The organism is Tahibacter sp., from assembly GCF_035481375.1.
Classification (GTDB): domain Bacteria; phylum Pseudomonadota; class Gammaproteobacteria; order Xanthomonadales; family Rhodanobacteraceae; genus Tahibacter.
Genome location: NZ_DATIGT010000221.1, coordinates 20,127 through 44,288, shown reverse-complemented (window position 1 = coordinate 44,288; position 24,162 = coordinate 20,127). Strand labels below are relative to the sequence as shown.

The 24,162-nt window shown below is 68.2% G+C and carries 18 protein-coding genes; 13 read left to right on the top strand and 5 right to left on the bottom strand.

The features are described from left to right. Window positions 1-416 (top strand): hypothetical protein (locus VLF18_RS14525; protein WP_325280350.1); only part of this gene is annotated, 416 nt, incomplete at its 5' end. Window positions 417-568: 152 nt separating this feature from the next. Then, a complete protein-coding gene (locus VLF18_RS14520; protein ID WP_325280349.1) occupies window positions 569-2,884 on the top strand; it encodes a hypothetical protein in 2,316 nt (771 codons plus the stop codon). Window positions 2,885-3,021: 137 nt separating this feature from the next. On the opposite strand, the gene VLF18_RS14515 is transcribed toward VLF18_RS14520, so the two are convergent. The 5 genes from VLF18_RS14515 to VLF18_RS14495 form a co-directional block, all read right to left on the bottom strand. After that, entirely contained in the window at window positions 3,022-4,044 is a 1,023-nt protein-coding gene (locus VLF18_RS14515) for a hypothetical protein (protein ID WP_325280348.1), read from the bottom strand. 163 nt (window positions 4,045-4,207) lie between these two features. Next, a complete protein-coding gene (locus tag VLF18_RS14510) occupies window positions 4,208-5,701 on the bottom strand; it encodes a S8/S53 family peptidase (protein ID WP_325280347.1) in 1,494 nt (497 codons plus the stop codon). Between the two features lie 67 nt (window positions 5,702-5,768). Further along, window positions 5,769-6,155 carry a hypothetical protein gene (locus VLF18_RS14505; RefSeq protein ID WP_325280346.1) on the bottom strand — a complete coding sequence of 129 codons (387 nt, stop codon included), beginning with the start codon at window positions 6,153-6,155 and terminating at the stop codon, window positions 5,769-5,771. Window positions 6,156-6,247: 92 nt separating this feature from the next. After that, on the bottom strand, window positions 6,248-9,505 hold the full coding sequence (locus tag VLF18_RS14500) for a CHAT domain-containing tetratricopeptide repeat protein (RefSeq protein ID WP_325280345.1): 3,258 nt from the start codon (window positions 9,503-9,505) through the stop codon (window positions 6,248-6,250). A gap of 70 nt (window positions 9,506-9,575) precedes the next feature. Continuing rightward, the gene (locus tag VLF18_RS14495) at window positions 9,576-10,688 is read right to left on the bottom strand and encodes a PilT/PilU family type 4a pilus ATPase (protein WP_325280344.1); all 1,113 of its coding nucleotides are present in this window, start codon (window positions 10,686-10,688) and stop codon (window positions 9,576-9,578) included. Between the two features lie 21 nt (window positions 10,689-10,709). Between VLF18_RS14495 and VLF18_RS14490 the strand changes: the two genes are divergently transcribed. The 11 genes from VLF18_RS14490 to VLF18_RS14440 all read left to right on the top strand — a co-directional run bounded on the left by VLF18_RS14490 (window position 10,710) and on the right by VLF18_RS14440 (window position 23,746). Next, window positions 10,710-11,216: a DUF4398 domain-containing protein gene (locus VLF18_RS14490; protein ID WP_325280343.1), complete on the top strand. Its 507-nt coding sequence runs from the start codon at window positions 10,710-10,712 to the stop codon at window positions 11,214-11,216. Next, the gene (locus tag VLF18_RS14485) at window positions 11,213-12,250 is read left to right on the top strand and encodes an OmpA family protein (RefSeq protein WP_325280342.1); all 1,038 of its coding nucleotides are present in this window, start codon (window positions 11,213-11,215) and stop codon (window positions 12,248-12,250) included. Before VLF18_RS14490 ends, VLF18_RS14485 begins: the two co-directional genes overlap by 4 nt. Window positions 12,251-12,410: 160 nt before the next feature. Then, the gene (locus VLF18_RS23165) at window positions 12,411-12,812 is read left to right on the top strand and encodes a YdcH family protein (protein WP_414717229.1); all 402 of its coding nucleotides are present in this window, start codon (window positions 12,411-12,413) and stop codon (window positions 12,810-12,812) included. Window positions 12,813-13,287: 475 nt separating this feature from the next. Then, complete coding sequence (locus VLF18_RS14475; RefSeq protein WP_325280341.1) at window positions 13,288-14,658, top strand: pyridoxal-phosphate dependent enzyme; 1,371 nt, start codon at window positions 13,288-13,290, stop codon at window positions 14,656-14,658. Window positions 14,659-14,707: 49 nt separating this feature from the next. Then, window positions 14,708-15,877, top strand: coding sequence for a cystathionine gamma-synthase (locus tag VLF18_RS14470; protein WP_325280340.1), 1,170 nt, complete (start codon window positions 14,708-14,710; stop codon window positions 15,875-15,877). A gap of 25 nt (window positions 15,878-15,902) precedes the next feature. After that, window positions 15,903-16,730, top strand: a complete 828-nt coding sequence (locus VLF18_RS14465; RefSeq protein ID WP_325280339.1) for an ABC transporter permease — start codon at window positions 15,903-15,905, stop codon at window positions 16,728-16,730. Further along, entirely contained in the window at window positions 16,720-18,063 is a 1,344-nt protein-coding gene (locus VLF18_RS14460; RefSeq protein ID WP_325280338.1) for an ABC transporter ATP-binding protein, read from the top strand. The genes VLF18_RS14465 and VLF18_RS14460 overlap by 11 nt, the downstream gene beginning before the upstream one ends. Next, window positions 18,060-19,523, top strand: coding sequence for a hypothetical protein (locus VLF18_RS14455; protein ID WP_325280337.1), 1,464 nt, complete (start codon window positions 18,060-18,062; stop codon window positions 19,521-19,523). Before VLF18_RS14460 ends, VLF18_RS14455 begins: the two co-directional genes overlap by 4 nt. 91 nt (window positions 19,524-19,614) lie before the next feature. Next, complete coding sequence (locus tag VLF18_RS14450) at window positions 19,615-21,846, top strand: glycoside hydrolase family 99-like domain-containing protein (protein WP_325280336.1); 2,232 nt, start codon at window positions 19,615-19,617, stop codon at window positions 21,844-21,846. A 25-nt stretch (window positions 21,847-21,871) separates the two neighbouring features. Then, the gene (locus VLF18_RS14445; RefSeq protein ID WP_325280335.1) at window positions 21,872-22,723 is read left to right on the top strand and encodes a phytanoyl-CoA dioxygenase family protein; all 852 of its coding nucleotides are present in this window, start codon (window positions 21,872-21,874) and stop codon (window positions 22,721-22,723) included. Between the two features lie 165 nt (window positions 22,724-22,888). Then, a complete protein-coding gene (locus VLF18_RS14440; protein ID WP_325280334.1) occupies window positions 22,889-23,746 on the top strand; it encodes a class I SAM-dependent methyltransferase in 858 nt (285 codons plus the stop codon). The last annotated feature ends 416 nt before the right edge of the window (window positions 23,747-24,162 follow it).

Sequence of the window (24,162 nt, the reverse complement as noted above, 5' to 3'; positions counted from 1 at the left end):
CCGCGATCGACGACAGCGCGGCTGCGGGCGCGGGCAGTGCGCTGCTGCAGCTCGCCGCGGCGGAATCGGCGGACGTTCCGAAGGACCGCGAGCGCCACTACCGTGCCGCGCTCGACGCCGCCGATGCGCTCGGCGTGCCGGCCGTCATCGCCGAAGTCGCGGCGAGCTACGTCGGCTGGCTGCTCGCGCAGCATCGGCTCGACGAAGCCGCGGCGCTCAGCGGCCGCATCGCGCCCTGGAGCACCACGGACTTCGACTGCGCGCTGCTGCGCGTCGCGCTGTTCCAGGCGCGCGGCGATACCGATGCCTGGGCCGCGGCGCTCGCCCAGGCGCGACAGCTCGCCGGCGAGCGGCCGATTCCGGCCGCGCTGACCCGCGCGCCCGCGCCGGCAAGCGTGCGCAACGTCATGCATTGACGCGCTGATAGCGGTTTTCTACCGGTTCGCTACCCGAGCGGCATGGCGCCGCGCGGCCGCACGGACACAGTCGGTGCTTCCGATCGTCACCGGCCTGTCAAACACGAGGGCTCGGCCCGGACGGTCAATCCACCCGCGCCAGAGGTCGCCCGATGCTTGTCTTCATCCGTACCGCCGTCCTGTTGTCTCTCGCCGCGTCCGCCTCGCCCGGCGCGGTCTTTTCCGCGACCGCGCCGCTGCAGCCGGTCACTCTGTCGCGCGCGCCGTCCACGTGTTCCGCCGACGGTCTGTGTATCGAGGTCACCGTCGGCCCCGCCGATACGGTCGATCTGAATGCCTGCGCGACGACGACGAGCCTGACCGCGAATGTCGGCGATCCGATCAGCTGGTGCTACACGCTGACCAACCAGTCGACGCAGACGCTCAGCTGGCACAGCCTCAGCGACAGCCTGCACGGGCAGGTGCTCGCGCAGCGGCAGGTCACGCTCGCACCGGGCGAGAGCCTGCGCCACGTCCTTGTCGAGCGTGCCGCCGCGGTCGCGGCCGGCCCGCTCGCCGCGACCTGGAGCGCGAGCGTCGAGCAGGCCGCCTACAGCGTCGACGACACCGTGCCGTTCGCCTATGTCGATGCGAGCAGCGAGCCGGCGCTGCCGATGAGCGGCGGCTTCGCCTCCGGACGCAGCCAGGCCGTGCAGATGCCGTTCGCGTTCGACTTCTTCGGCACGACGACCGACCGGCTCTGCGTCGGTCACAACGGCGCGATCGAAGTCGGCAGCATGGTCTGCGCGGTGCCCGGCTCGCTGCTGTTTCCGTCGCCGTACCTCAATGCGGTGATCGCGCCGGTCTGGACGAGCTTCGATCCGGCGCAGGGCAGCCTGCACACGAAGACGTTCGGCGAACCGGGCCAGCGCCGCTTCGTCGTCGAGTGGAAGAATTTCGCGCTCGGCTTTCCGCAGATGTCGGGCTACACGTTCGAGATCGTCATCGAGGAAGCGACCGGCGCGGTCGTGTTCCAGTACCTGAGCACCGGCACGGGCAACGGCGACTGGGGCGACGCCGGCAGCGGCGCCGTTTCGGGCTTGCAGCAGAGCCCGGCCAGCGGCCAGATGTATTCGCAGTTCACGCCGACGCTGACGCCGGGCAAGGCCGTGCGCTGGACGCCGACGGCGCAGACGCGGCGCAGCGTCGCGACCACCGTCGATTTCGACATCGGCGCACCGCAGCTGCTGCTGCCGATTCCGGCGATGACCGCGTTCGCGGGCACCGGCATCGCGGTGCAGCAGCCGATCGTCATCGGCAACACCGGCAACCGGCCGCTGGTCTGGAGCGCCGGCGAATACCCGGCCGCAGGATCGGCACTGCGCCGTCTCGCGCCGCTGCCGGCCGTCGCCGGCGGGACCGCCGACGCGGGCCATGCACCGGCGCCGCTCGCGATGCCGCGCACGCCGTCGCGGCCGGCGCAGGACAACGGTGCATGGCTGCTGCCGGCCTATGCGATGCACGCGATTCCGGGCACCGGCATCTCCTACGTCGACTTCGATCTCGCCGACACCTCGCAGCGGCGCACGATCATGACCGACACGGGGCAGGGCCCGGGACTCGACAACATCAGCGGCGGCGATCTCGTCGGCGACGACTTCGGCGCGCAGTACCAGATCGACATGCTGATGGACCGCCTCTATCGCGTCGACACGTTGACCGGCGCGCGCACGCTGATCGGCTGGCCGGTGCCGGCGAACACGGTCGCGAACGAGCGCTGGTCGGGCGCGGCCTGGGATCCGTCGACGGACACCTTCTACGCGGTGACGACCGCGCAGGTCGGCAACCAGGGCTGTTATTGGAGCGGTTTGTATACGATCGATCTCGACACGGCGCAGTCGCACTTCGTGGGGCCCGTCGAGAGCGGCGGCGACGAGTGCCTGATCGACATCGCCTTCGACCAGGGCGGCGCGCTGTACGCGCTCGACATCCGCACCGACGGGCTGCTGGCCATCGATCCGGGCACTGCGCAGGCGACGCGCGTCGGTTCGCTCGGCGTCGACGCGAACTTCAGCCAGAGCATCAAGTTCGATCGCGCGACCGGCACGCTGTACTGGCTCGGCTACGCGCAGAGCATAGGCTTCGTCGCGACCATCGATCCGGTCACCGCACAGCCGGCCATCGTCGGTGCGACGCCGGACAACCAGGAAATGGCCGTGCTGTCGATCGCAACCGCCGGCAGCGACTGCAGCATGCCGCAGGACGTGCCGTGGCTGTCGCTGTCGACCACCGGCGGCACGTTCGCGCCGGGCGCACCGGTCGGCGTCTATCCGGTCACCTTCGACGCGGCGAATCTGCCGGCCGGCGTCTACGAAGCCGTGATCTGCGTGTTCACGAACGACCCGGCCTATCGCACGCGCCCGGCCGTCGTGCCGGTGACGTTCACGGTGCAGGCACCGGATGCGATTTTTGCGAATGCGTTCGAGTGAGCGTGCGCGGCGGATAGCGCGGTCAATGATCCGCGCGCGGGAATCGGGAATCGTGAATCCAGGCGACAGCTCGTTCGCTGCGAGGTTTCTTCGTGCTTTGCTCGAACGATTCCCGATTCCCGATTCCCGATCCCGTCCTACAGCAACCCGCGCAGCCGCGCGTGATGGAAACCGCCCGGCTGCCACGGCGTGCGCCACTGCCACCATGCGGGCGGCGCAATGCCGGCGTCGCGCGACAGGCAGTACATCTCGTCGAGCTTTACGTCGGGCGCGGGCATCAGTCCTTCCGAGTGGCACCAGTCGGCCACGGGCCAATGGCAGAAATACCTGCCGGCGCCTTCGACGTGTTTCGCGATCGTCGGCGCCAGTCGCACGAGCCGCTGCGCATCGCCGCGCCGGAGCAGCGTAGCGACCATGTCGTAGCGCGTTTCGCGCTGCAGGTACTCCAGCGCGAGCCAGCGTTCGAAGCTCTCGTCCACGCCGGCGTCGAACAGCGCCCAGCTCAGCAGCGCATCGGCGGCCGCGGGGTAGTGGGCGTTGGTTTCCGGTATCGCGGCGTAGAGGCGATCGCGCCATGCCGTCACCGCGGCGATGTCGATGGGTTGGCCGAGCCGGCGCAGCGCGCCGACCGCCGCGAACGCGCGCTCGGTCGGTCCGTCCCACTGTCGCGTCGCGGCACTCGTGTCGGAGCCGTTCGCGACCGACGGCTTGTTCTGCGGAAACCCGGCGGCGAGCGCATCGGCATAGGTGCGTGGCTCGTCGAGCTGCGCGTGCCTGCGCAGCACCGTCGCCGCAGTCGCGAAGCCCGCATGTCCGAACGATTCGATCAACGGTGCGGTGAGCTTGGCCGGCGACTTCGCGACGATGCGCACGATCTCCTTTTCCGCGTACAGGAAGTTTCCCATGGGAATCGTATACAACATGCGCGATGCCGCGTCGCCGCGCTTCATCGTCAGCGCATGTACGACGAGTTCCACCGGAGCCGGCAGGAATTTCAGCGCTTCGTCGACGACCACCTGTGCATCGCGCTCGTCCAGCGCGAGCTGGATCGCTTCCGCATCGCGCCCGAGAAAGCCGAGCATCTGCACGGCGTCACGGCGCTTGCTCCAGCCGCCGTCGATCGCCTTGGCCAGCGCCTGCGGCGTCGGCAGGCGTTCCATGAGCAGTTCCTGCATTCGCTTCGCACTGTCGCGGCGGACGGCGACGCGATCGGCTTCTTCGGCGGTCAAGGGGCGTGGCGGCGTTGTCATTGCGCATTCCCCTGCGTGTTCGGAACGCGCACGTTAGCCGCACTGCCTGCCCGGGGGCAAAGAGCGAAGGGCGCTAAGGTAGCGCGCGCGAGACCTCGCCGCCGCACAGCAGGCTCGTTTCGCGGAATTCGCCGCACTTCACGGTCTCGGTCAGTTCGGGGCATGCGCACAGATTCATCGTGTTCAACAGATTGTCGCGGCGCACGCCGTAGAGAAAATCGACCTGAAGCAGACAGCTCGAACCGACAGACTGCGCAATATTCCGGCCGTATCCGCGCATGACGAGTCGTATCTGCTCGGCGGTGCAGCGATCGAAGTTCGGATGTCCCCATATTCGCGTGGCGGCACCTGTTGCGATGGCGGCGGCGGCCGACGTCTGGCCGAATCGCGTGTAGCCGTCGTCGCACGTTTGCGTGTCCCGGTTGACGCGGTTCTGCGAGGTCGTCGTGCAAATTCCCAGATCGGTCGGCGCGGGTACGCTGATATCGATGCTCTCGCCGCGATTGGAGCTCGGCACACGCTCGAGAGAAGTTTGAAGCGCCTCGACCGAGATGACATTCGGAAGACTCATCTCGCCGGGCCAGACACCGCATTTATCCGCGTCGAAATTGCAAAACCGGTTGCCTGCCGCGACCACGACGAGCGTGCCTGCCTGCTGCGGCTGCCGACTTGCGTCGCGTCGCTCGATCGCGCGTTCGAGGTCTACAGGGCGAGCACTCCGGGGTTCGGACTGCATGCTGATGTTGACGATGTCGGCGCCCCGCCGGACCGCGCACCGATAGGCTGCGACGAGGCGCCGCCGACTGAAGCATCCGTGCCCCGCCTCGAGCACGGGAATGGACATCAGTTCCGCAACTTCGCCGAGACCGCTGATGCCGGTCCCGTCGTCGGCCGCCGCGATCAGGCCGGCGACCTTGGTCGCATGGGGGTCGGAAGTGGCGGACTGCTCGAGATCTTCGCTGCAGCAGTCGCCGTTGGCGCAGGCGCTGCTGACCTCGTCGAGATTCAGCGAATACGAACGCAACACAGAATCGCGCATGCCGGAGCGCTCGAATTCCCGATGGTCGAACACGCCGGTATCGAGTACCGCAACGCGCAGGCGGCGCGTAAACGGAATCCGGCTGAGCGGCTCTTTCGCGCCGATAAGCTCGGAAACCTTGCTGTTCACGTCCGGCCGTTGCGCTCCGTCGTCGCCACCGACGCCGGATTCTCTGTCGACCCAATAGAGTTCGTCGCGCCGGTTCAGGCGGACGAACTTGAACGGTATGCTCCGCAGTTCCGATGTCGCGGAACCGTTCCGGTTCGCACCGATGTGAGACCGAATCAACGGGTACGGCGAGCGTACGAACACGACTTTGCCGTCACGGACGAACCGGCCCGGATCGTCCTGAGCATCGATGAAACGCTGTGCCGTCGCGGAGTCCTCGAACTCGAGCACTTCGCCGATGCCGCACCAGTTCACGTAATCCGCCGGAAGTTCCGTGGGAACCGTCTGCGCTTCAGCGTGGGCAGCCATGGCGATGAATGCCAAGCAGGCGAGCGTTTGCAGAAGGCGTGTCGGTAGCATTTGGAATTTCCGCGCAAGAGCCGTCCTGGGGCACCCAGCCGGGCTGCGCCGGCTGAGCCGGTATTCGTCAGTTGCCCTGACCCGTGTAGCTGCCTTCGTCGGGCGCGCCGCCGCTCGATGACTTCACGAACACGTGGATGTCCGGCCTGGCCGGCGGTTGCGGCAGCGTGCGGTTCAGCGCGATCGAGAACCAGCCGTTCCTGGCCGCGCCGGTGCCGGGAGGCGAAATCTTGATCGTGCCCGTGATGATGTCTTCCGCCGGCGAGTATTTGCCGCTGGCGGTAGTCCAGGAGCCGCGATGCGATCCTGAATTGTTCTGGTAGCGAAACCTCACGGCGTTGTCGCCGACGTCGTCGATGAATAGAACGTCGCCGGCGTGGCCGTCGCAAACATCCGTTTCGAACGGGTTGCCGATCGTGAATCCGGCCGGGTGAATGTACTGCATCAAGCTCATGTCGATTCTCCCTGACTGAAAAAGCGGCGGGCACTATTGCCTCGCACTCACGCTAGTGCCTGGCGGGAACGCTTTCTCGCACGGGGTTTCCGTCACGGATTTGCCGCTGGCGGAAAACCGTAAGCCGCAAACCCCGCCCAATACCGCGGATGCCGCGTCCGCGGATCGCGACGGATTTCCAGTTGTGCCGCGCGCAGCGCACGCGCCGGCGTCGCGCCGGTTTCGACGAGTTCGCGATAGAACGCGTCCATCAACTGGCTGGTCACGGAGTCGGATACGCGTGCCGATGCGGCGACGACCTGATCGGCGCCGGCGGCGAGGAAGGCATAGTGCGTCGCGAGCAGGCCTTCGCCGGCGAGTGCGCGGCCCGCGGCGGATTCGCAGGCGGCCAGCACGACGAGATCGGCAGTCAGGCGCAGGCGCGCGATGCTGCGGGCGTTGAGGAAACCCGACAGGGGGGCGCCGGCGGAATCGAACAACGAAAAGGCGACGCCCGAGTCGGCGAGCGACGCCGGTCCGACGAAGCCGTGCAGTCCCAGATGGATGAGCCGATAGCGTTCCAGCGGAAGCTGCAGGAACGACTCGCGCGTAGCGTGAGGGCCCGTCAGCACGGTAACGGCGGAGGTTTTCATGCGCTGCTGCAGTGCGGCCGCCTCGCGCGCGCTGGCGGTGAGTCGCGGGAGCGACAGCGTCGATGTCGCGGAAGCTTCACGGCGTCGGCCCGCCGCAATGCGCGCGTCGCGCGCGTCGTAGACCGCATCGACCGCGGCGAGAATCTCGAACGGACGCCGGGCGTCGTTGCGGCGCCCGGAGGCCTGGCGTCGGCGGATCTCGTCGACGGCGCGCAGCGACGGCGCGAGCGTGATCTCGGCGCGCTCGATGAGTTCTCGCGGCGCGGCGTCGTTGCCGGTACTGCATTGCAGGGCAGGCCATGGCACGGCGTGCAGCCGCTCGTCCGGCACGATCAGCACCGGCTGATCGTAAGAAGCGATGTCGAGCGGTTCCCAGATGCTGCGACAGAGTTGCGACATGACCTCGTCGTTGTCGCCGTCGCCGCCGTCGATCAACGCGCGCGAGGACGCGATCTGCGGTTCGAGCTGCTGCCGTCCCGGCAGACGCACGAGCGCAACGCGATCGCCGCGTGCGGTCCATGCATAGCTGTGTTCGGTCGCGACGAGGTAATGGACGATCGTCGCCTCGCGCGCGAGCGCTCCGATCACGGCGTTCATCTCGCGCAGCCGCGTCGCACCGGCCGCAGTGCCTTTCGTGTCCCGGCGTTCCAGTTTTGCGAGCTGAGCGGAGACGTCGCGCCACTCCGCGTCGACGCCTGCGGTCGCCGCGGCCGGCAGGCCGCGTTCCTGCGCGAGCCAGCGGGCCGAGGCCAGTTCGACTTCGCGCGCGACGAGCCGGCGATAGGCTTCGGTAGGCGCAGCGTCGTCGTCGGCTCGGTTTCCGATCTCATCGAGCAGCCAGCGCGAGCGCTGCTCGGCGACCGCGGCGAGCGAATCGCGGATGAGCGCCGGATCGTTGCGCGCCAGCGCGTGTTCGGCGAGCGAGACGGCGAAGCCCTCGTACAACTCGCGGCGCGTGTCGATGAAGCGTGCGCGCCACTCCGCATCGCGGATGCCGGCGCGTGCGCGTTCGACGACCGCGATGCCGCGCGAATAGGCGCGTGCCGCTTCGGGCAGGCGTTGCTGCGCGGCCAGCGCATGCGCCTGAACGGCATGCATCTCGGCCAGATCGTCGACTGCGAGCCCGAAGCGCTGCGCGGCGCGCAGCGTCTCGCGGATTTGCGTCAGGGCCGCCGCGCTGTCGCCTTCGGCGAGCAGCAGCCGTGCGCGCCGCAGCTGCACGCGGCTGCGCAGCGAGTCGTCGTGCAGCGCATGGGCCAGCGCGTCGGCGCGCGCGACGCTGCTGCGCGCGGCCTCGAACTGGTTCGTCTCGATCTGAGCCGGTATCAGGCGCAGCAGGATCGACGTCAGCGTGCGCGGTTCGGCGTCGGTCTCGGCGAGCGCAAGCGCTTCGACATAGGCAGCGGGAATCGACGGCCTGGCCGCTTCGCGGCGTTCCTGTTCACCGAGCAGCAGCAGCGTGCGGACGATGTCTTCCGTGTTGCGCACGCGGCGCTGCGCGGTCAGCGCCTCCTCCAGCAGCGCGCGACCCCGGGACGTGTTGCCGAGGAATATGTCGAGGCTGCCCTGATGGCGCAGGACCAGCGCCAGGTTGCGCACATTGTCGTCGCGGCGATAGATCGATTCGGCGCGCGCGTAGAGTTCGCTCGCGTCTTCGAAGCGGCCCTGCGCAAAGCGTTCCAGGCCGAGATTCATCAGCGGGTCGGCGATGTTCCGGCCGCCGGCGCGCTCGCCGAATTCGATGCCGCGCAGGTAGCCTTCGGCGGCGGCGTCGGATTTTCCGGCCAGCGAATAGGCGCCGGCGAGGTTGTTCCAGGCCACGGCGATCCGCGCGTAATCGCCGGTCGCTTCCGACAGTTCGCGGTTGCGCAGGCTGCACGCGAGGTTCGCGTCCACGCTCCGGCGCGAGGCGACCACGAGGCAGAGGTTGCCGTCGACCAGCACGCGCAGCAACGAGTCGGGTTCGCCGGCGAGCGCGTCGAGCGCCTGACGCAGCGGCGCTTCGGCGCGGCGTCCGTCGCCGAGCCGCCAGTGGCTCATGCCGATGTTGTTGTAGGCGGCGGCGAGGAACTGCGCATTGCCGGCCTGTCGCAGCCACGCCAGCGAGTCTTCGAGCAGCACGATCAGTTCGGCGCGGCGGTTCTGCCGCCGCAGCAACTGGTCGAGCAGGAACAGCGCGCGCGCCGCGCTGTGCGGATCGCCGAGTTCCCGCCGCAGCGCAAGCAGCTGTCGCGCCGCGTCGACGCTGGCGGGTTCGCCGGCGCGCACCGTGTCGCCGGTGCGCTGAGCGACTTCGGTCTCGAGCAGTTCGGCGGAATGCAGACGTGCGTCGGCCGCGTCGTCCAGGTCCACGCAGCGGGTTCGCAGGCTGAACTCGCCGCCTCGCGAGCCGGGACGCGGTGCGCGCACCTGCACGGTACCGGTCTGTCCCGGGGTGAGATTGGCGGCAAGCCGGTGCTCGCCCCTGCGCGGGAAATCGCCGTCGTTGCTGGTCAGTTCGACTCCGCCCGAGCGCCAGCGCAGTTCGAGATCGATCCCGGATTCCGTCGCCTGAAGTTGCAGTCCGCGGGCGACGCGGTCTGCGGTCAGCGAGAATTCCACTGTCTCGCCGGGCTGCAGCGTCCGCGTGAGCGCGGAGCCGCAGGCAAGCGTGTCGGCGGCGGCCGGCATGCCCCAGCACAACATCCCGACGAGCCCGCCCAGCCGCCTTGCGCGCATTGACCCTCCGACGGTCGCGTCGGTCCCGGAGAATCGATTCCTTCTGTTGCTGTCGTGCGCTGCCGGCGGTTCAGAACGCCGACATGTTGAACGGATCGTGCTCGGCGTTCGTGTTGTCGCCGCCGCCTTCGGCGAGGCGGATCTTCAGCGCGAGGCCGTCGCGCGAGTCGGCCTTGGCCAGCGCTTCCTCGAGTTCGATGCGGCCTTCCTTGTAGAGCGTGTACAGCGCGCGGTCGAAGGTCTGCATGCCTTCCTGAAGGCTGCGGTCCATCGCCTCTTTGATTTCGTGCACCTGGCCGCGGCGCATCAGGTCGCGGATGTGCGGCGTGTTGATGAGGATCTCGACCGCGGGCAGGCGGCGGCCGTCCTTGCCGATGACCAGGCGCTGCGAGATGACCGCCTTCAGGTTCAGGGCGAGGTTCATCAGGATGTTCTTGTGCGCCGATTCCGGGAAGAAATTCAGGATGCGCTCAATGGTCTGGTCGGCGTTGTTCGAATGCAGCGTCGCGAGACAGATGTGGCCCGTCTCGGAGAATGAGATCGCGGCCTCCATGGTTTCGACGTCGCGGATTTCGCCGATCATGATGACGTCGGGCGCCTCGCGCATCGCGTTCTTCAGCGCCTCGTGGTAGCCGTGCGTGTCGAGGCCGACCTCGCGCTGGTTGACGATCGATTTCTTGTGCCGGTGCAGGTATTCGATCGGATCTTCGATCGTCAGGATATGGCCCGACTGGCTCGAGTTGCGGTGATCGATCATGGCCGCGAGCGTCGTCGACTTGCCCGAGCCGGTGGCGCCGACCACGAGGATCAGGCCGCGCGGCTCCATGATGATGTCCTTGAAGATCTGCGGCAGCTTCAGCGCATCGACCGACGGGATCTCGCTCTTGATCGCGCGGATCACCATGCCGACTTCGCCGCGCTGCTTGAACACGTTGATGCGGAAGCGTCCGGCGTCCTTGACCGCGATCGCCATGTTGAGCTCCAGGTCGCGCTCGAACTGCGGCACCTGGCCCTCGTCCATCAGCGAATAGGCGATCTTCTTGACCATGCCGCTGGGCAGGCCGGTATTGCCGAGCGGGTAGAGCTTGCCCTCGACCTTGATGTTCACGGGGGCGCCCGTCGTCAGGAACATGTCTGACGCGCCCTTCTCGGTCATGAGCTTGAGGAAGTAGCCAATATCCATGCTCGCCTCGCTGCGAGATGCGTGACGGCCGCCGCCGTCGTTATGCTGGGGATCCCGGTTGCGGACGGGACGGCGTTACGTTGCAACGTTCGTGCCCACGTAACGAAAATACCCGGATGCCCCACCCTGATGTCGGCGGAAGTTATGACACCAACGGTCGCAAAAATCCATGTACTGGCGCTGCTTTCGCTCGCGGCTGCGGCAGCGTCCGGTGCACGTTCGCCGGCGCCTTTGCCTGGGCTTTCGCATGCGACGGCGGCGCTGGCGCTTGCCGAGGAAACCGGTGCCGCGACGTATGCGCCGCTGGAACTGCGCTATGCCGGCGAGCAGCTCGAGCAGGCGCGTCAGTTGCAGAGCGACGGCGAGATCGACGAGGCGCGCCGGCTGCTCGAGCAATCGCTCGTGAACAGCGATCTCGCCGTTGCAAAGTCGCGACTGGGCCGCACGCGCGAAGCGGTGCAGGTGCAGGCCGCCGCGAATGCGCAGCTGCGCGCCGACGCGGACCGGCCGGCGGCGCAGACGCCGTGAGGGCGGTCGTCACGTTGCTGCTCGCCGTCGCACTCGCCGCCTGCGGTTCGGCGCCGCGGCGCGACCTCGATCTCGACCGTCTGCGCGCGAGCCTCGACGCGCTCGCGACCGATCCCGATCTCGCCAAGCTCGCGCTTGCCGAGCGCGCGCTCGCCGAAGCGGCCGTGCGCCGTCTCGATGCGAGCAGCGTCAACGCGGCGGAGCACGCGCAGCTCGCCTACCTCGCCGAGCGCCGCGTCGACATCGCCTACATCGCCGCGCAGACCGAGCGCGAGGCGGTGCGCCTGATCGAACTGCAGCGCGAGCACGCGAGCCTGCTGCTGGCCGCGAGCCGGCGCGAAACGGCGGCGATGCGTGCCGAACTCGACCGGCAGCGACAGCGCGAACTGCTGCAGCAGGAAGATGCGTTGCGCGGCGGTGTCGCTGCGCCGGCCGCACCGGTCACGCTTTCGCCGCCGGGTGCTCCGGCGCTGGCGCCGGCACCGCTGACTGCATCTGCCGCACCCGCCGCGCCGGTAGCCCCGCCGCTGCCGGTCGCGCCGCCGGCGACCAGTGTCGAGCCGCCGCCCGCAGCGATGCCCTCGCCCGCGCCGGATGAGCAGCGGCCGGTTGCGATCGCACCGCCGTCGGCCGATCCCGCGTCGCTCGCGCAGCGGCTCGCGAGGCTCGCGCCGGATGCGGATAGCGACGGCCGCCAGGTCACGCTCGAGGATCTCGTGTTCGAGCCCGGCACGGCGACGTTCTCGGCCGATGCCGGGACCGGTCTCGCCCGCGTCGCCGCCTGGGCCGCAGCAGCGGCGTCGCTGCCGATCCGCATCGAGGGACACACCGATGCGACGGGCAGCCCGGATGCGAACCGCAGTCTGTCGCTGCGCCGTGCCGAGGCCGTGCGCGACGCGCTGATCGCGCGCGGAATCGGCGCGGCGCGCATCAGCGTGTCGGGCGAAGGCGGCGCGCAGCCGGTCGCGTCGAACGACGATCCCGAGGGCCGCGCACGCAACCGCCGCGTCGTGGTCCGGCTCGGCGGAGGCTGAATCGCGGCGCCCGCGGCGGACTTCCTGCCGCGTCAACGGCCTGCCTGCAGGCCGTAACGAAATGCTAATGAATGCACGCGGTTGCGGTTTGCGCGCGCTCCGGCAAAGGAGTAGGGTGGCTCGGCAGTCGCCCGGATTACGCGGTACGGCTGCCGAATCCATGCAGATCAGCGCATCGCCGACGTCCGAGTCCGCCTCACACCACCATCGCCCGATGGGGTCGACGCGCGACAGCGCAAATTCCGCTTCAGGTCAGTTTCCCGCATCCGTCCTCGCCCGGGCCCTGCTCGCGCGGGCGTCGTCGGCGTGCGTCTTCACAACGAAAGGAGAACGGCTGATGTTCGAGAATCACCAGAAATCCGAGATCGACGCATTGCTCAAGTCGAGCACCGAATTCCGCAGCCTGTACCAGCGACACCAGGAACTGGACAGCAAGCTGCGCGACGCCGATCTCGGAGTGCTGCCGATGGACGACACGACGCTGCATTCGCTGAAGAAGGAAAAACTGCGAGCGAAGGACCGCCTCGTCCATCTCTGGGAACATCGAAGCGGCGCGCATTGATTCCGCGCCCGGATCCGCCGGTTCCGGCATTTCCTGCTGCCGGCTCCCCGTGACGGACGCCCGCAGCTGGGGCGCCCGCCGGTCCTCCCGAAATCTCCGCGCCGGTTGCGTCGATTGCCGATCCCGTCGCGCCCCCCTGAAGGAATCGCTGAAAACCGCCGTTGCGGCGGTTTTCAGCGTCGCCGATCCCGGCGCAGGTCCGGACCCGGCTCCGCCGATCAGGCGCATGCGCGCCTGATCGCGGGCGGCGCATGACGGCGTCGAGGGAACACCGGAATTTTTCGACGTTCCCTGCCGGGCAGCCCTGCCGCCGCTGCCCTTTCCGGGCGGCGGCGAAGGTTTTTCTGCCGCCCGTGCCGCGTTTTCGCGCCGACGCCGCGCGCGGCGCGTCGCGGCGCGCCGGGCCGGTCGGTTATGATCCGGCCCCCTGAAACGACGACGTCCGGGCATCGTGCCCGGCGCTGACGAGAGCCTCATGACCATCCATCAAAGCGTGCTGGAACTCATCGGCCAAACGCCGATGGTGAAAGCGCAACGCCTCGATACCGGCCGCTGCGAACTGTTCTTCAAGCTCGAAAGCATGAATCCCGGCGGTTCGATCAAGGACCGCATCGGCCTCAGCATGATAGAAGCGGCCGAACGCGCGGGCCACATCAAGCCGGGCGACACGCTGGTAGAAGGCACCGCCGGAAACACCGGCATCGGTCTCGCACTCGTCGCGCAGCAGAAAGGCTACAAACTCATCCTCGTCGTGCCGGACAAGATGAGCCGCGAAAAGATCTTCAACCTCAAGGCCATGGGCGCCGAAGTCGTGCTGACGCGCTCGGACGTCGCCAAGGGCCATCCGCAGTACTACCAGGACATGGCCGAGCGTCTCGCGAAAGAGACGCCGGGCGCATATTTCATCAACCAGTTCGGCAATCCCGACAACCCGCTCGCGCACGAATTCGGCACCGGCCCGGAAATCATCGCGCAGATGGACGGCAACTTCGACGCGATCGTGTTCGGCTGCGGCTCGTCGGGCACGATGACGGGACTCTCGCGCTGTTTCGCCGAGAAGGCGCCGAACGTCGAATTCATCCTGGCCGATCCGGTCGGTTCGATCCTCACGCAGTACATCAACGAAGGCACGCTGTCGACGAAGAGCGCGTCGTGGATGGTCGAGGGCATCGGTGAAGATTTCCTGCCGCCGATCAGCGATTTCACGCGCGTGAAGAAGGCCTACGCGATCAGCGACAGGGAAAGCTTCCTGACCGGCCGCGACCTGCTGCGCAAGGAAGGCATTCTCGGCGGCTCGTCGAGCGGCACGCTCGTCGCCGCGGCGCTGCGCTACTGCCGCGAGCAGACCGAGCCCAAGCGCGTCGTCGTATTCGTCTGCGACACGGGCAACAAGTACCTGTCGAAGATGTACAACGACTACTGGATGCTCGACAACGGCTTCATCGAGCGCGAGCACCACGGCGACCTGCGCGACCTCATCATGCGTCCGTATTCGGCGCACGACACCGTCGTCATCGGACCGAACGATCCGCTGACGATGGCCTACCAGCGCATGAAGCTCTACGAGATCTCGCAGCTGCCGGTCATGGACGGCGAGAAGATCGTCGGCATGGTCGACGAGTCCGACGTGCTGCTGCACGTGCACGCCGACGAAACGCGCTTCCGCGATCCGGTGTCCACCGCAATGGTGTCCAAGCTCGACGTGCTCGAGGTCCGCGCGAAGATCGAGGACCTGCTGCCGGTGTTCGACCGCGGCCATGTCGCGATCGTCATGGACGACGACAAGTTCCTCGGCCTGATCACGCGCATCGACCTGCTCAATTACCTGCGTCGTCGCGTGCAATGACGATGCGTTCCGTTTCCCGTCGCGCTACGGCGCCTTTCGGCGAGTCAGCATGAGTCAGTCCAGCAAATCCCACGGCCTCGGTACGCGCGCGATCCATGCGGGCCAGTCGCCCGATCCGAGCACCGGCGCGGTGATGACGCCGATCTACGCGACGTCGACCTATGTCCAGGCCAGTCCGGGCGTGCACCAGGGCTTCGAATATTCGCGCTCGCACAATCCGACGCGCTTCGCCTACGAGCGCTGCGTCGCCGATCTCGAAGGCGGCCGCAACGGCTACGCGTTCGCATCGGGCCTCGCCGCGACCGCGACCGTGCTCGACCTGCTCGACAGCGGCAGCCACGTCATCGCGATGGACGATGTCTACGGCGGCACCTATCGCCTGTTCGAGCGCGTCCGCCGCCGCTCGGCCGGGCTCGATTTCAGCTGGGTCGATCTGAACGACCGCGCCGCGCTCGAAGCGGCCGTGAAGCCGAACACGAAGCTGATCTGGATCGAGACGCCGACCAATCCGCTGCTCAAAATCGTCGACATCGCCGCGATCGCGGAATTCGCGCGCGCGCGCGGCATCCTCGTCGGCGTCGACAACACGTTCGCGACGCCGATGCTGCAACGCCCGCTCGAACTCGGCGCGCACCTGGTCATGCATTCGGCGACGAAGTACCTCAACGGCCACTCCGACATCGTCGGCGGCATGATCGTCGTCGGCGACGAGACGGAGCTCGCCGAGAAGATGACGTTCCTGCAGAACGCCGTCGGCGGCGTGCAGGGGCCGTTCGACTCCTTCCTCGCTTTGCGCGGGCTGAAGACGCTGCATCTGCGCATGCGCCAGCACTGCGAGTCGGCGCTGGAGCTCGCCGGCTGGCTGGCGCGGCATCCCAAGGTGGAAAAAGTCATTTATCCGGGCCTGCCGGAGCACCCGCAGCACGCGCTCGCGAAGCGCCAGATGAGCGGCTTCGGCGGCATGGTCAGCGTCTACGTCAAGGGCGGTTTCGACGGCGCGCGGCGCATGATGGAACAGTGCCGCCTGTTCGCCGTCGCCGAGTCGCTCGGCGGCGTGGAAAGCCTCGTCAATCATCCGGCGGTCATGACGCACGCGTCGGTACCGGCGGAAAACCGCGCGCGCCTGGGCATCCACGACAATCTCGTGCGCCTGTCGGTCGGCGTCGAGGACGTGGCCGATCTGCGCGCCGAGCTCGACGCGGCACTCGCCGCGGCCTGACGGTGTTCGCGCAGGTGTTCCGACGATGAGCGCCAAGACGGGCGTGGCGGGTTTCCTGGCCGAACCGTTCTCCGCGTTCGGGCAACACTGGTCGCTGACGCGGGAGCTGACCAAGCGCGACGTGCTCGGCCGCTATCGCGGCGCGAGCTTCGGCCTGCTCTGGTCGGTGCTGAGCCCGTTCCTGATGCTGCTCGTCTACACCGTCGCGTTCGGCTCGATCTTCAAGAGCCGCTGGCCGCAGCAGAGCGAAGGCGGACCGGACTTCACGCTGATCCTGTTCGTCGGCCTGATCGTGCACGGCTTTTTCACCGAATGCCTGACGCGCGCGCCGACGCTGGTCGTGTCGAACGCGAACTACGTCAAGCGCGTCGTGTTTCCGCTCGAAGTGCTGCCGTGGCCGATGCTGCTGTCGGCGTTCTTCCACGCGCTGATGAACGTGCTCGTGCTGCTGCTGCTGTTCGGCCTGCGCTTCGGCGTGCCGCCGTGGACGGTCGTGCTGTTCCCGCTCGTGCTGCTGCCGCTGGCGCTCGTCGGCGCGGCGATCGGCTGGCTGTTCGCCTCGCTCGGCGTCTATCTGCGCGACATCAATCAGGTCACCGGCGTGGCCTCGGCCGCGCTGCTGTTCCTGTCCTCGGCCATGGTGCCGGTGGACACGCTGCCGCCGAACTACCAGTTCGTGTTCCGCCTGAATCCGCTGAGCTTCATCATCGACGAGGCGCGCAAGGTCGCGCTCTGGGGGCAGCTGCCCGACTGGAGCGGCCTTGGCCTCTATGCGCTGGCGGCGCTCGGTTTCTGCTACGTGAGCTACGCCTGGTTCCGTGCCACGCGCCCGGGGTTCGCCGATGTCCTCTGAACTCGCGATCCGCGTCGAAGACGTCAGCAAGGCGTTCGCGGTCTACGACAAGCCGCACCACCGCCTGCTGCAGCAGCTGTTCCCGAACGCCGGTCGCAACTGGCACCGCGAATTCCACGCGCTGCGCGACATCAGCTTCGACGTGCATCGCGGCGAGACCGTCGGCATCGTGGGGCGCAACGGTTCGGGCAAGTCGACGCTGCTGCAGATCATCTGCGGCACGCTGACGCCGAGCGCGGGCCGCGTGCAGGTGAACGGGCGCGTCGCCGCGTTGCTCGAACTCGGCGCGGGCTTCAATCCCGAATTCACCGGGCGCGAGAACGTCTACCTCAACGCGACCGTGCTGGGCCTGCAGCGCAGCGAGATCGACGCGCGCTTCGACGCGATCGCGGACTTCGCCGACATCGGCGAGTTCATGGACCAGCCGGTCAAGAGCTATTCGAGCGGCATGTACGTGCGTCTCGCGTTCGCCGTCGCGATCAACGTGACGCCCGACATCCTCGTCGTCGACGAGGCCCTGGCGGTCGGCGACGAAGCGTTCCAGCGCAAGTGCCACGCGCGCATCGAGCGCCTGCGCAACGACGGCGCGACGATCCTGTTCGTCTCGCATTCGGCCGGCATGGTCGTCGAGCTGTGCAACCGCGCGGTGCTGCTCGACCGCGGCGAGCTGCTCGCGCAGGGCACGCCGCGGCATGTCGTGTCGCGGTATCACAAGCTGCTGTACGCACCGGCGCACCGCGCCGAGGAAATTCGCGCGCGCATCCGCGACGACGAGGACGCCGGCGTCGTGACACCGGTCGGACGCGACGGCGACGACACGGCGGACGGCTCGTATTTCGATCCGGGGCTGGTCTCGCAAAGCACCTTGCGCTATCCGTCGATCGGCGCGCAGATCGAGGATCCGCACATCGAGACGCCCGACGGCACGCGCGTCAACGTGCTGCGCGGCGGCGGCAGCTACGTGTACTGCTATCGCGTCCGCTTCGACACCGCGGCGGTCGGCGTGCGCTGCGGCATGCTGTTTCGCACGACGACCGGGCTCGAACTCGCCGGCGGCGTCAGCGCGACTCCGGGCGAGGGCATCGACGTGGTCGAGGCCGGCAGCGAGCTGGCGGTACGCTTCGCGTTCCGCTGCCAGCTGCTGCCGGGCGCCTATTTCGCCAACGCGGGCGTGCTCGGCCTCGACGGCGAAGCCGAGTCGTATCTCGACCGCCGCATCGACGCGATCATGTTCCGCGTAATGCCGGACCCCGATCGCCTCGCGACGGGCCTCGTCGATATCGACGTTCGCCCCAGCGTCTCGATGGACGCGTCGGCCGGAGCCTGCCCGTGACGCAACGCCATACCGCCATCCTCGTCCTCGGCATGCACCGCAGCGGCACGTCCGCGCTGACCCGCGTGCTGAATCTCTGCGGCGTCGATCTGGGCACGCACCTGATGCCGCCGGCCGCGGACAACAACGAAAGCGGCTTCTGGGAGCATCTCGACGCGGTCGACCTGCACGAGCGTCTGCTGCTGCAGCTCGGCCGCAGCTGGTCGGACGCGCGCAATCTGCCAACGGACTGGGAGGCCTCGCCGGCCGCGGCGGTCGCCGGGCAGCGCGTCGCCGCGCTCGTCGCCGACCAGTTCGCGCGCAGCCCGGTCTGGGCGATCAAGGATCCGCGGCTCTGCCGTTTCGTGCCGGTCTGGACGAAAGCCCTCGACGCGGCCGGCATCGACGTGAAATTCATATTCGCGCTGCGGCATCCGGACGAAGTCGTCGCCTCGCTCGCGCGCCGCGACGGCATCGTGCCGCAGGAGGCCGGCCTGCTGCTGCTCGATCACTTTTTCGAGGCCGAGGCCGCGACGGAGAATCGCGTGCGCTGCGTCGCCACCTACCAGGCGCTGCTCGACGACTGGCGCGGCTGCGTCGCGCGCATCGGGCGCGAGCTGGACGTCGCGATCGTGCCCGACGAGGCCGCTGCGGCCGAGATCGACGCCTTCCTCGATGCCGGCGCGCGCAATCACCACGCGGCCGAAGACCTGTCGCGGCTCGGTGCCTCGCTCAATGGCCGGGTCTACCGGCTGGCGCGCGAAGCGGCCGACTCGGCGCAGTTCTGGGACGGCGTCGCGGCGCTGCGCGACCCGTGGGATCTGTATCGCAACGACCTGCTGCCCTACGTCGACGAGCTGCTCGATCTGCTCGCGGTGCGCGACGCCGCCGAGCGCGGCGAGCGGCGCGTTGCCGGCGGCGCCGTCGCGACTGAACGCAACGGCGACGCGCTGCCGGCGCTCGCGCGCCTGCAGTTCCGCATGATTTCCGGGCTGCAGGACGGCATGGGCCGGCTCGGCCAAGCGTCGGCCGATCTCGGCGCGATGGTGCGGACCGGCACCGAAGCCGCGCTCGGCGCCGCGTCGGGCATTGCTTCGACCGTCAACGAACTGCGCTCGACCCTGCCCTATGTGCGCAGCCGCCTCGACGGGCTCGTCGAACAGGCCGCCACGCTGTCAGTCGCGGCGGCGAAGCAGCACGAGCAGCTCGGAATCGCGGCCGACCACGCCGACGCGCTGCAGCGGCACATCGACGCCGCGGCCGAGCGCAGCGAAGCGCGCCTGGCCGCGTTCGCCGCGGACAGCGGCGAGCGTTTGGGACAGTTGATGCAGTCGTCGGAGGCCGCCGCGGCGCGCGAACACGCGCTGTTGGCGCAGATAGAGGCATTGTCGGCACGCATCGAGGCCATCGCGGCCGAGCAGCAGCAACGCGACGAGGCGCGCTGGTCGCGGCGCCTGCGCCGCCTGTTATCGGGGAAATGACAGGAACGGCGTGCCGTGGATGCACGGGCGAGGGAGCCGGCGACAGAGTGGGGGCGGCCGGCAAGGGATTACGTTTCGAGCAGGTGGGGATATGGCTAACGCCTCGTATTGGGACAAATTCGTGCTGGGCATGCGATTTCTCTATCGCATCATCCCGCTCGACGAACGCACGAAGCTGCGCCACACGTACTGGCTGGCGTATCGCTTTCCGGCGCTGCGCCAGGTCGTGCGCACGGCCGAGCAGCAGGTACTGGTCGAACTCGACCTCGTGCCGGTGCCGATCGGCAACGCGATGGCGCCCGGTGCCGACGTCGTCGCAGTCAGCGCGCAGAACGCCGGCATCGTCGAGTGCGACGCCACGAAGACCGCGGCCGAGATCGCGCCGCTGCGCCTCGGCGCGGGCCAGCCGCGGGCGCGCCGCGTGCACGCCGGCACGCGCGCGATCGGCTACAAGGGGCTGCGCGACGAGCCGATGACGCAGGCGCCGCCGGTCACGCTGCTCGCGTTCTACCTGCCGCAGTTCCACCCGATTCCGGAAAACGACGCCTGGTGGGGCAAGGGCTTCACCGAGTGGACCAATGTCGGCCGCGCGCTGCCGCAGGTCGAAGGCCAGTACCAGCCGCACCTGCCCGGCGAGCTCGGCTATTACGACCTGCGCGTGCCCGACGTGCAGCGGCGCCAGATCGAGCTGGCCCGGCGCTACGGCGTCGGCGGCTTCTGTTTCTACTTCTACTGGTTCGCCGGCAAGCGGCTGCTCGAAGCGCCGCTGCTGCAGTATCTCGAGGACCCGTCGCTCGATCTGCCGTTCTGCCTGTGCTGGGCGAACGAGAACTGGACGCGGCGCTGGGACGGCTACGAAAGCGACGTGCTGATCGCGCAGGACTATTCGGCCGAGGACGACCTCGCGTTCATCGACCATGTCGCGCGCTACATGCGCGATCCGCGCTACGTGCGCGTCGACGGCCGCCCGGTGCTGCTGGTCTACCGCCCGAGCCTGCTGCCCGATCCGCGCGCGACCGCGCAGCGCTGGCGCGCGCGCTGCCGCGAACTCGGCATCGGCGAGATCCACCTGTGCCTGACGAGCGCGTTCGACCGTCTCGATCCGTCGACGATCGGCTTCGACGCGATGGTCGAATTTCCGCCGAATAACACCGCGCCGCCGCTCGTGACCGACCGCGTGCGCAAGCTGAATCCGGAATTCTCCGGCAATGTATACGACTGGAGCTGCTTCCCGGAGCGCAGCCGCAACTACGCCGATCCGGGCTGCGTGTTCTATCGCGGCGTGAATCCGGGCTGGGACAACGAAGCGCGCAAGCCCGGCGTCAGCAACATCTTCGTCAACGCGACGCCGCGCGGCTACGAGGAATGGCTCGCGAACGCGATGCGCGACACGATCGCGCGCTTCTCGCGCCGAGACCAGCGCCTCGTGTTCATCAATGCCTGGAACGAATGGGCCGAGGGCGCGCACCTCGAACCCGACGTGCGCCTGGGCTATGCCTGGCTCGACGCGACGCGGCGCGCGATCGAACGCGTCAACGCGCCGGCGGCCCTGCCGCTGCAGCGCGTCTGCGTCGTCGTCCACGCCTACTACCCCGAGCTGCTCGACGAGATCGTCGAGATGCTCGCGCACTGGACCGTCGCGTACCGCCTGATCGTGACGACCGTGCCCGAGCGCGAGGCCGACGTGCGCGATCGCCTGCGTCACGCGCGCGTCGACGGCGAATGCCGCGTGTTCGAGAACCGCGGCCGCGACGTGCTGCCGTTCCTGCGCGTCGCGAACGAACTCGCCGATGCCGGCGAGGAACTCATCGTGAAGCTGCACACCAAGCGCTCGCTGCATCGTGCCGACGGAGACATCTGGCGTCGCGACCTGCTGACCAAGCTCATCGCGCCGGAGAACGTCCGCCGCATTCACGACGCGTTCCGCGGCCGCGCCGATCTGGGCATGGTGGCGCCCGACGGTCACATCCTGCCGATGAATTTCTACTGGGGCTCGAACCAGGAGAGCGTGTACTACCTGTGCCGCCTCATGGGCGTGGCCCACGCCGATCCGGGCAAGGACGTCTTTGCCGCGGGATCGATGTTCTGGGTACACCTGCGCGCGCTGCGGCCGCTGCTCGACCTGCACATCGACGAAGCCGAGTTCGAAGCCGAGAAGGGGCAGGTCGACGGCACCATGGCGCATGCGATCGAGCGCTGCTTCACCGTGTCGGTACGCGCCGCCGGAACCTACCTCGCCTCGACGCAGGATCCGCTCGCGAACGCGCTGCCGCGCGAAGACGACTACGACTACGCCGAATCGAGCCGGCGTGCCGTCAGCTGACGCCGCAGGCGCGGAGGAAACCGCCGTGGAGCACTACGACCATCTGATGCGCGAAGGCTACGCCGTGGTGCCCGCGGCGCTGGCGCGGGAAACCTGCGAACAGGCATTGGACGCGGTCGGCGCGTTCAAGCGGCGCAATGCCGCGCTGATCGCGCCGAACGAAAACGAACACGGACACATGTATCGCGTGTCGAACCTGCATCTGGCCGTGGCGCCGCTCGCGCACGCGTTCGCTGCGCTGAGCGCGCCGCTGACGGTATGCGACCGTTACTTCGACGCGCCGGCTTCGCTGTATACCAGCCTCTATTTCGAGCGCGGATCGGAGCAGAAGCTGCACCGCGACACGCCGTACTTCACGACGCGGCCCGGCGGCCGCTATCTCGGCGTCTGGCTCGCGCTCGACGACGTCGACGCCGGCAACGGCCCGCTGCTGGTCGTGCCGGGCAGCCATCTGCTGCCGCCCATCGACGTCGAGGCGATGGCACGCGAACTCTTCGCCGGCACCGACGGCGGTCCGGCCGTCGCCGCACAAGGCTGGGCTCCATACCAGGAGGCCGTGAGGCGGCAGTGCGACGCGTACGGGCTGGCACCGCGCGAACTCCACGTATCGCGCGGCGACGTCGTCATCTGGCATCCCGAGCTGTTCCACGGTGGCGCGATCCATCAGCAGCGCGAGCGCAGCCGCAACAGCCTCGTGATGCACGTGACGCCCGTCGGCACGCCGGTCTACCCGATCGATGTCTTCTTCGACCCGGCGCGCGAGCCGCCCGAGGTCGCTGGCTGGAACTACTACGACTGCGGCGACCGGAAGATCGTGCATCTTGGACATGTGGATTTCTGGCACAAGTTTCTCGTCGCCGTCGAAGACTTCGTCTGAGTCGCGTGTCGCGGCTGCGCGCAGTGCCCGTGACCGGGTGCCGCGGCGCGAAGCGCCCGCTATCATCCGATTTCCGACGTTGTTTCGACGTCGCACACGCGCAAACGCGTCCGCGTGCGGATGCCGAGCGTCGACGCATCACCGGCTGCGGCCCTGGGAGCACGTATGTTGAGCTGGTTCGAAAATCACGTTGATTTCATGCGCAGCGTCGACACCATCGACGCGCGCCGCCGCAGCGGCGAGGCGCACATTGCGACGCAGGAGCAGGTTCCGGGCTATTGCGCCGTGTGCGATGCGATGACGACCTATGTCGTGCGCGCCGGGGCGTTCTACGACAACAGCCCGAATCTGCGCGAAGGACTGATCTGCCGGCGCTGCGGGTTGTCGAACCGCAACCGGCTGATCTATACCGCACTACGGGCGCGTGCCGCCGAGCTGCCGCAGGCCGATGTCGCGATGCTCGAGTGCCTGACGCCGCTGTTCGTCGCGCTGCGCCGGCAGCTGCCGCAAGTCCTCGGTTCGGAATACATCAGCGACAAGCACCAGTCGGGGCAGGTCTACAGCTATCACGGCCATCCGGTGCGGCATGAATCGATCACGCAGCTGTCGTACGCAGATGCGAGCCTCGATCTGATCGGCCACTGCGACGTGCTCGAACATGTCTACGACTACCGCGCGGCGCTGCGCGAAGTGCGGCGCGTGCTGCGGCCGCAGGGGCAGATGATCTGCACCGTGCCGTTCTTCATGACGCGCCATGAAGAGGCCGTGCTCGCGCGTCCGCGCGACGACGGCAGCATCGAGTTCTTCGGAAAGCCCGAATATCACGGCGACGGCCTGCGCCCCGAAGGCATCCTGACCTGGCATCACTTCGGCTGGAAGCTGCTGGCCGACGCGCGCGCCGCGGGTTTCGCCGGCGCGCAGATCGGCCTCGACTACGACCTGTTCTGCGGCTTCGCGACCAACAATCATCCGAGCCGGGAATACGGGCTGATGTATCCGCTGCTGTTCCGCGCGATCGCCTGAGCATTCCGCGTCGCCGATGGCGACGCTTGCGGCTGCGCTACGGCGAAAAAGCGAGCGGAGCCCGGTCGTATTCAGCCGTGCTGCCGGAGATCGCGCGCTGCCATGCTGCGGCATGGACGACGCCATGGCAGGCTCGCAAGCGTGCGAGTACAGGCGTTCAACGGGTGGCCGCGCAGAATGATTCACCGTAGTAAGCGTCTGCCGGCGTCGCCAGTCGCGTATGGACGAATGACCTGCGCGGAACGGCGCCGTGCATCCTCTCTGTCGGCGAACAGTGTGCGCGGCACTCGTCGGTGTCCGACCGGCGGGCCTGCGGAAACCTGGCTGCTTCACAGATCCCGATTCCCGCCCTCGTCGGCGGCGCAATGCCGTCACGGATCGCCGATCCGAAGTGCTGAGACACCCTGGCTGGACAA

Bases quoted from the DNA above. Each gene is read 5' to 3' on its own strand.
- VLF18_RS14520 (WP_325280349.1), top strand. From the start codon at position 569: ATGCTTGTCTTCATCCGTACCGCCGTCCTGTTGTCTCTCGCCGCGTCC.
- VLF18_RS14495 (WP_325280344.1), bottom strand. From the start codon at position 10,688: ATGGATATTGGCTACTTCCTCAAGCTCATGACCGAGAAGGGCGCGTCA.
- VLF18_RS14470 (WP_325280340.1), top strand. From the start codon at position 14,708: ATGAGTCAGTCCAGCAAATCCCACGGCCTCGGTACGCGCGCGATCCAT.
- VLF18_RS14460 (WP_325280338.1), top strand. From the start codon at position 16,720: ATGTCCTCTGAACTCGCGATCCGCGTCGAAGACGTCAGCAAGGCGTTC.
- VLF18_RS14440 (WP_325280334.1), top strand. From the start codon at position 22,889: ATGTTGAGCTGGTTCGAAAATCACGTTGATTTCATGCGCAGCGTCGAC.
- VLF18_RS23165 (WP_414717229.1), top strand. From the start codon at position 12,411: ATGCAGATCAGCGCATCGCCGACGTCCGAGTCCGCCTCACACCACCAT.
- VLF18_RS14500 (WP_325280345.1), bottom strand. From the start codon at position 9,505: ATGCGCGCAAGGCGGCTGGGCGGGCTCGTCGGGATGTTGTGCTGGGGC.
- VLF18_RS14465 (WP_325280339.1), top strand. From the start codon at position 15,903: ATGAGCGCCAAGACGGGCGTGGCGGGTTTCCTGGCCGAACCGTTCTCC.
- VLF18_RS14505 (WP_325280346.1), bottom strand. From the start codon at position 6,155: ATGAGCTTGATGCAGTACATTCACCCGGCCGGATTCACGATCGGCAAC.
- VLF18_RS14510 (WP_325280347.1), bottom strand. From the start codon at position 5,701: ATGCTACCGACACGCCTTCTGCAAACGCTCGCCTGCTTGGCATTCATC.
- VLF18_RS14475 (WP_325280341.1), top strand. From the start codon at position 13,288: ATGACCATCCATCAAAGCGTGCTGGAACTCATCGGCCAAACGCCGATG.
- VLF18_RS14450 (WP_325280336.1), top strand. From the start codon at position 19,615: ATGGCTAACGCCTCGTATTGGGACAAATTCGTGCTGGGCATGCGATTT.
- VLF18_RS14515 (WP_325280348.1), bottom strand. From the start codon at position 4,044: ATGGAACGCCTGCCGACGCCGCAGGCGCTGGCCAAGGCGATCGACGGC.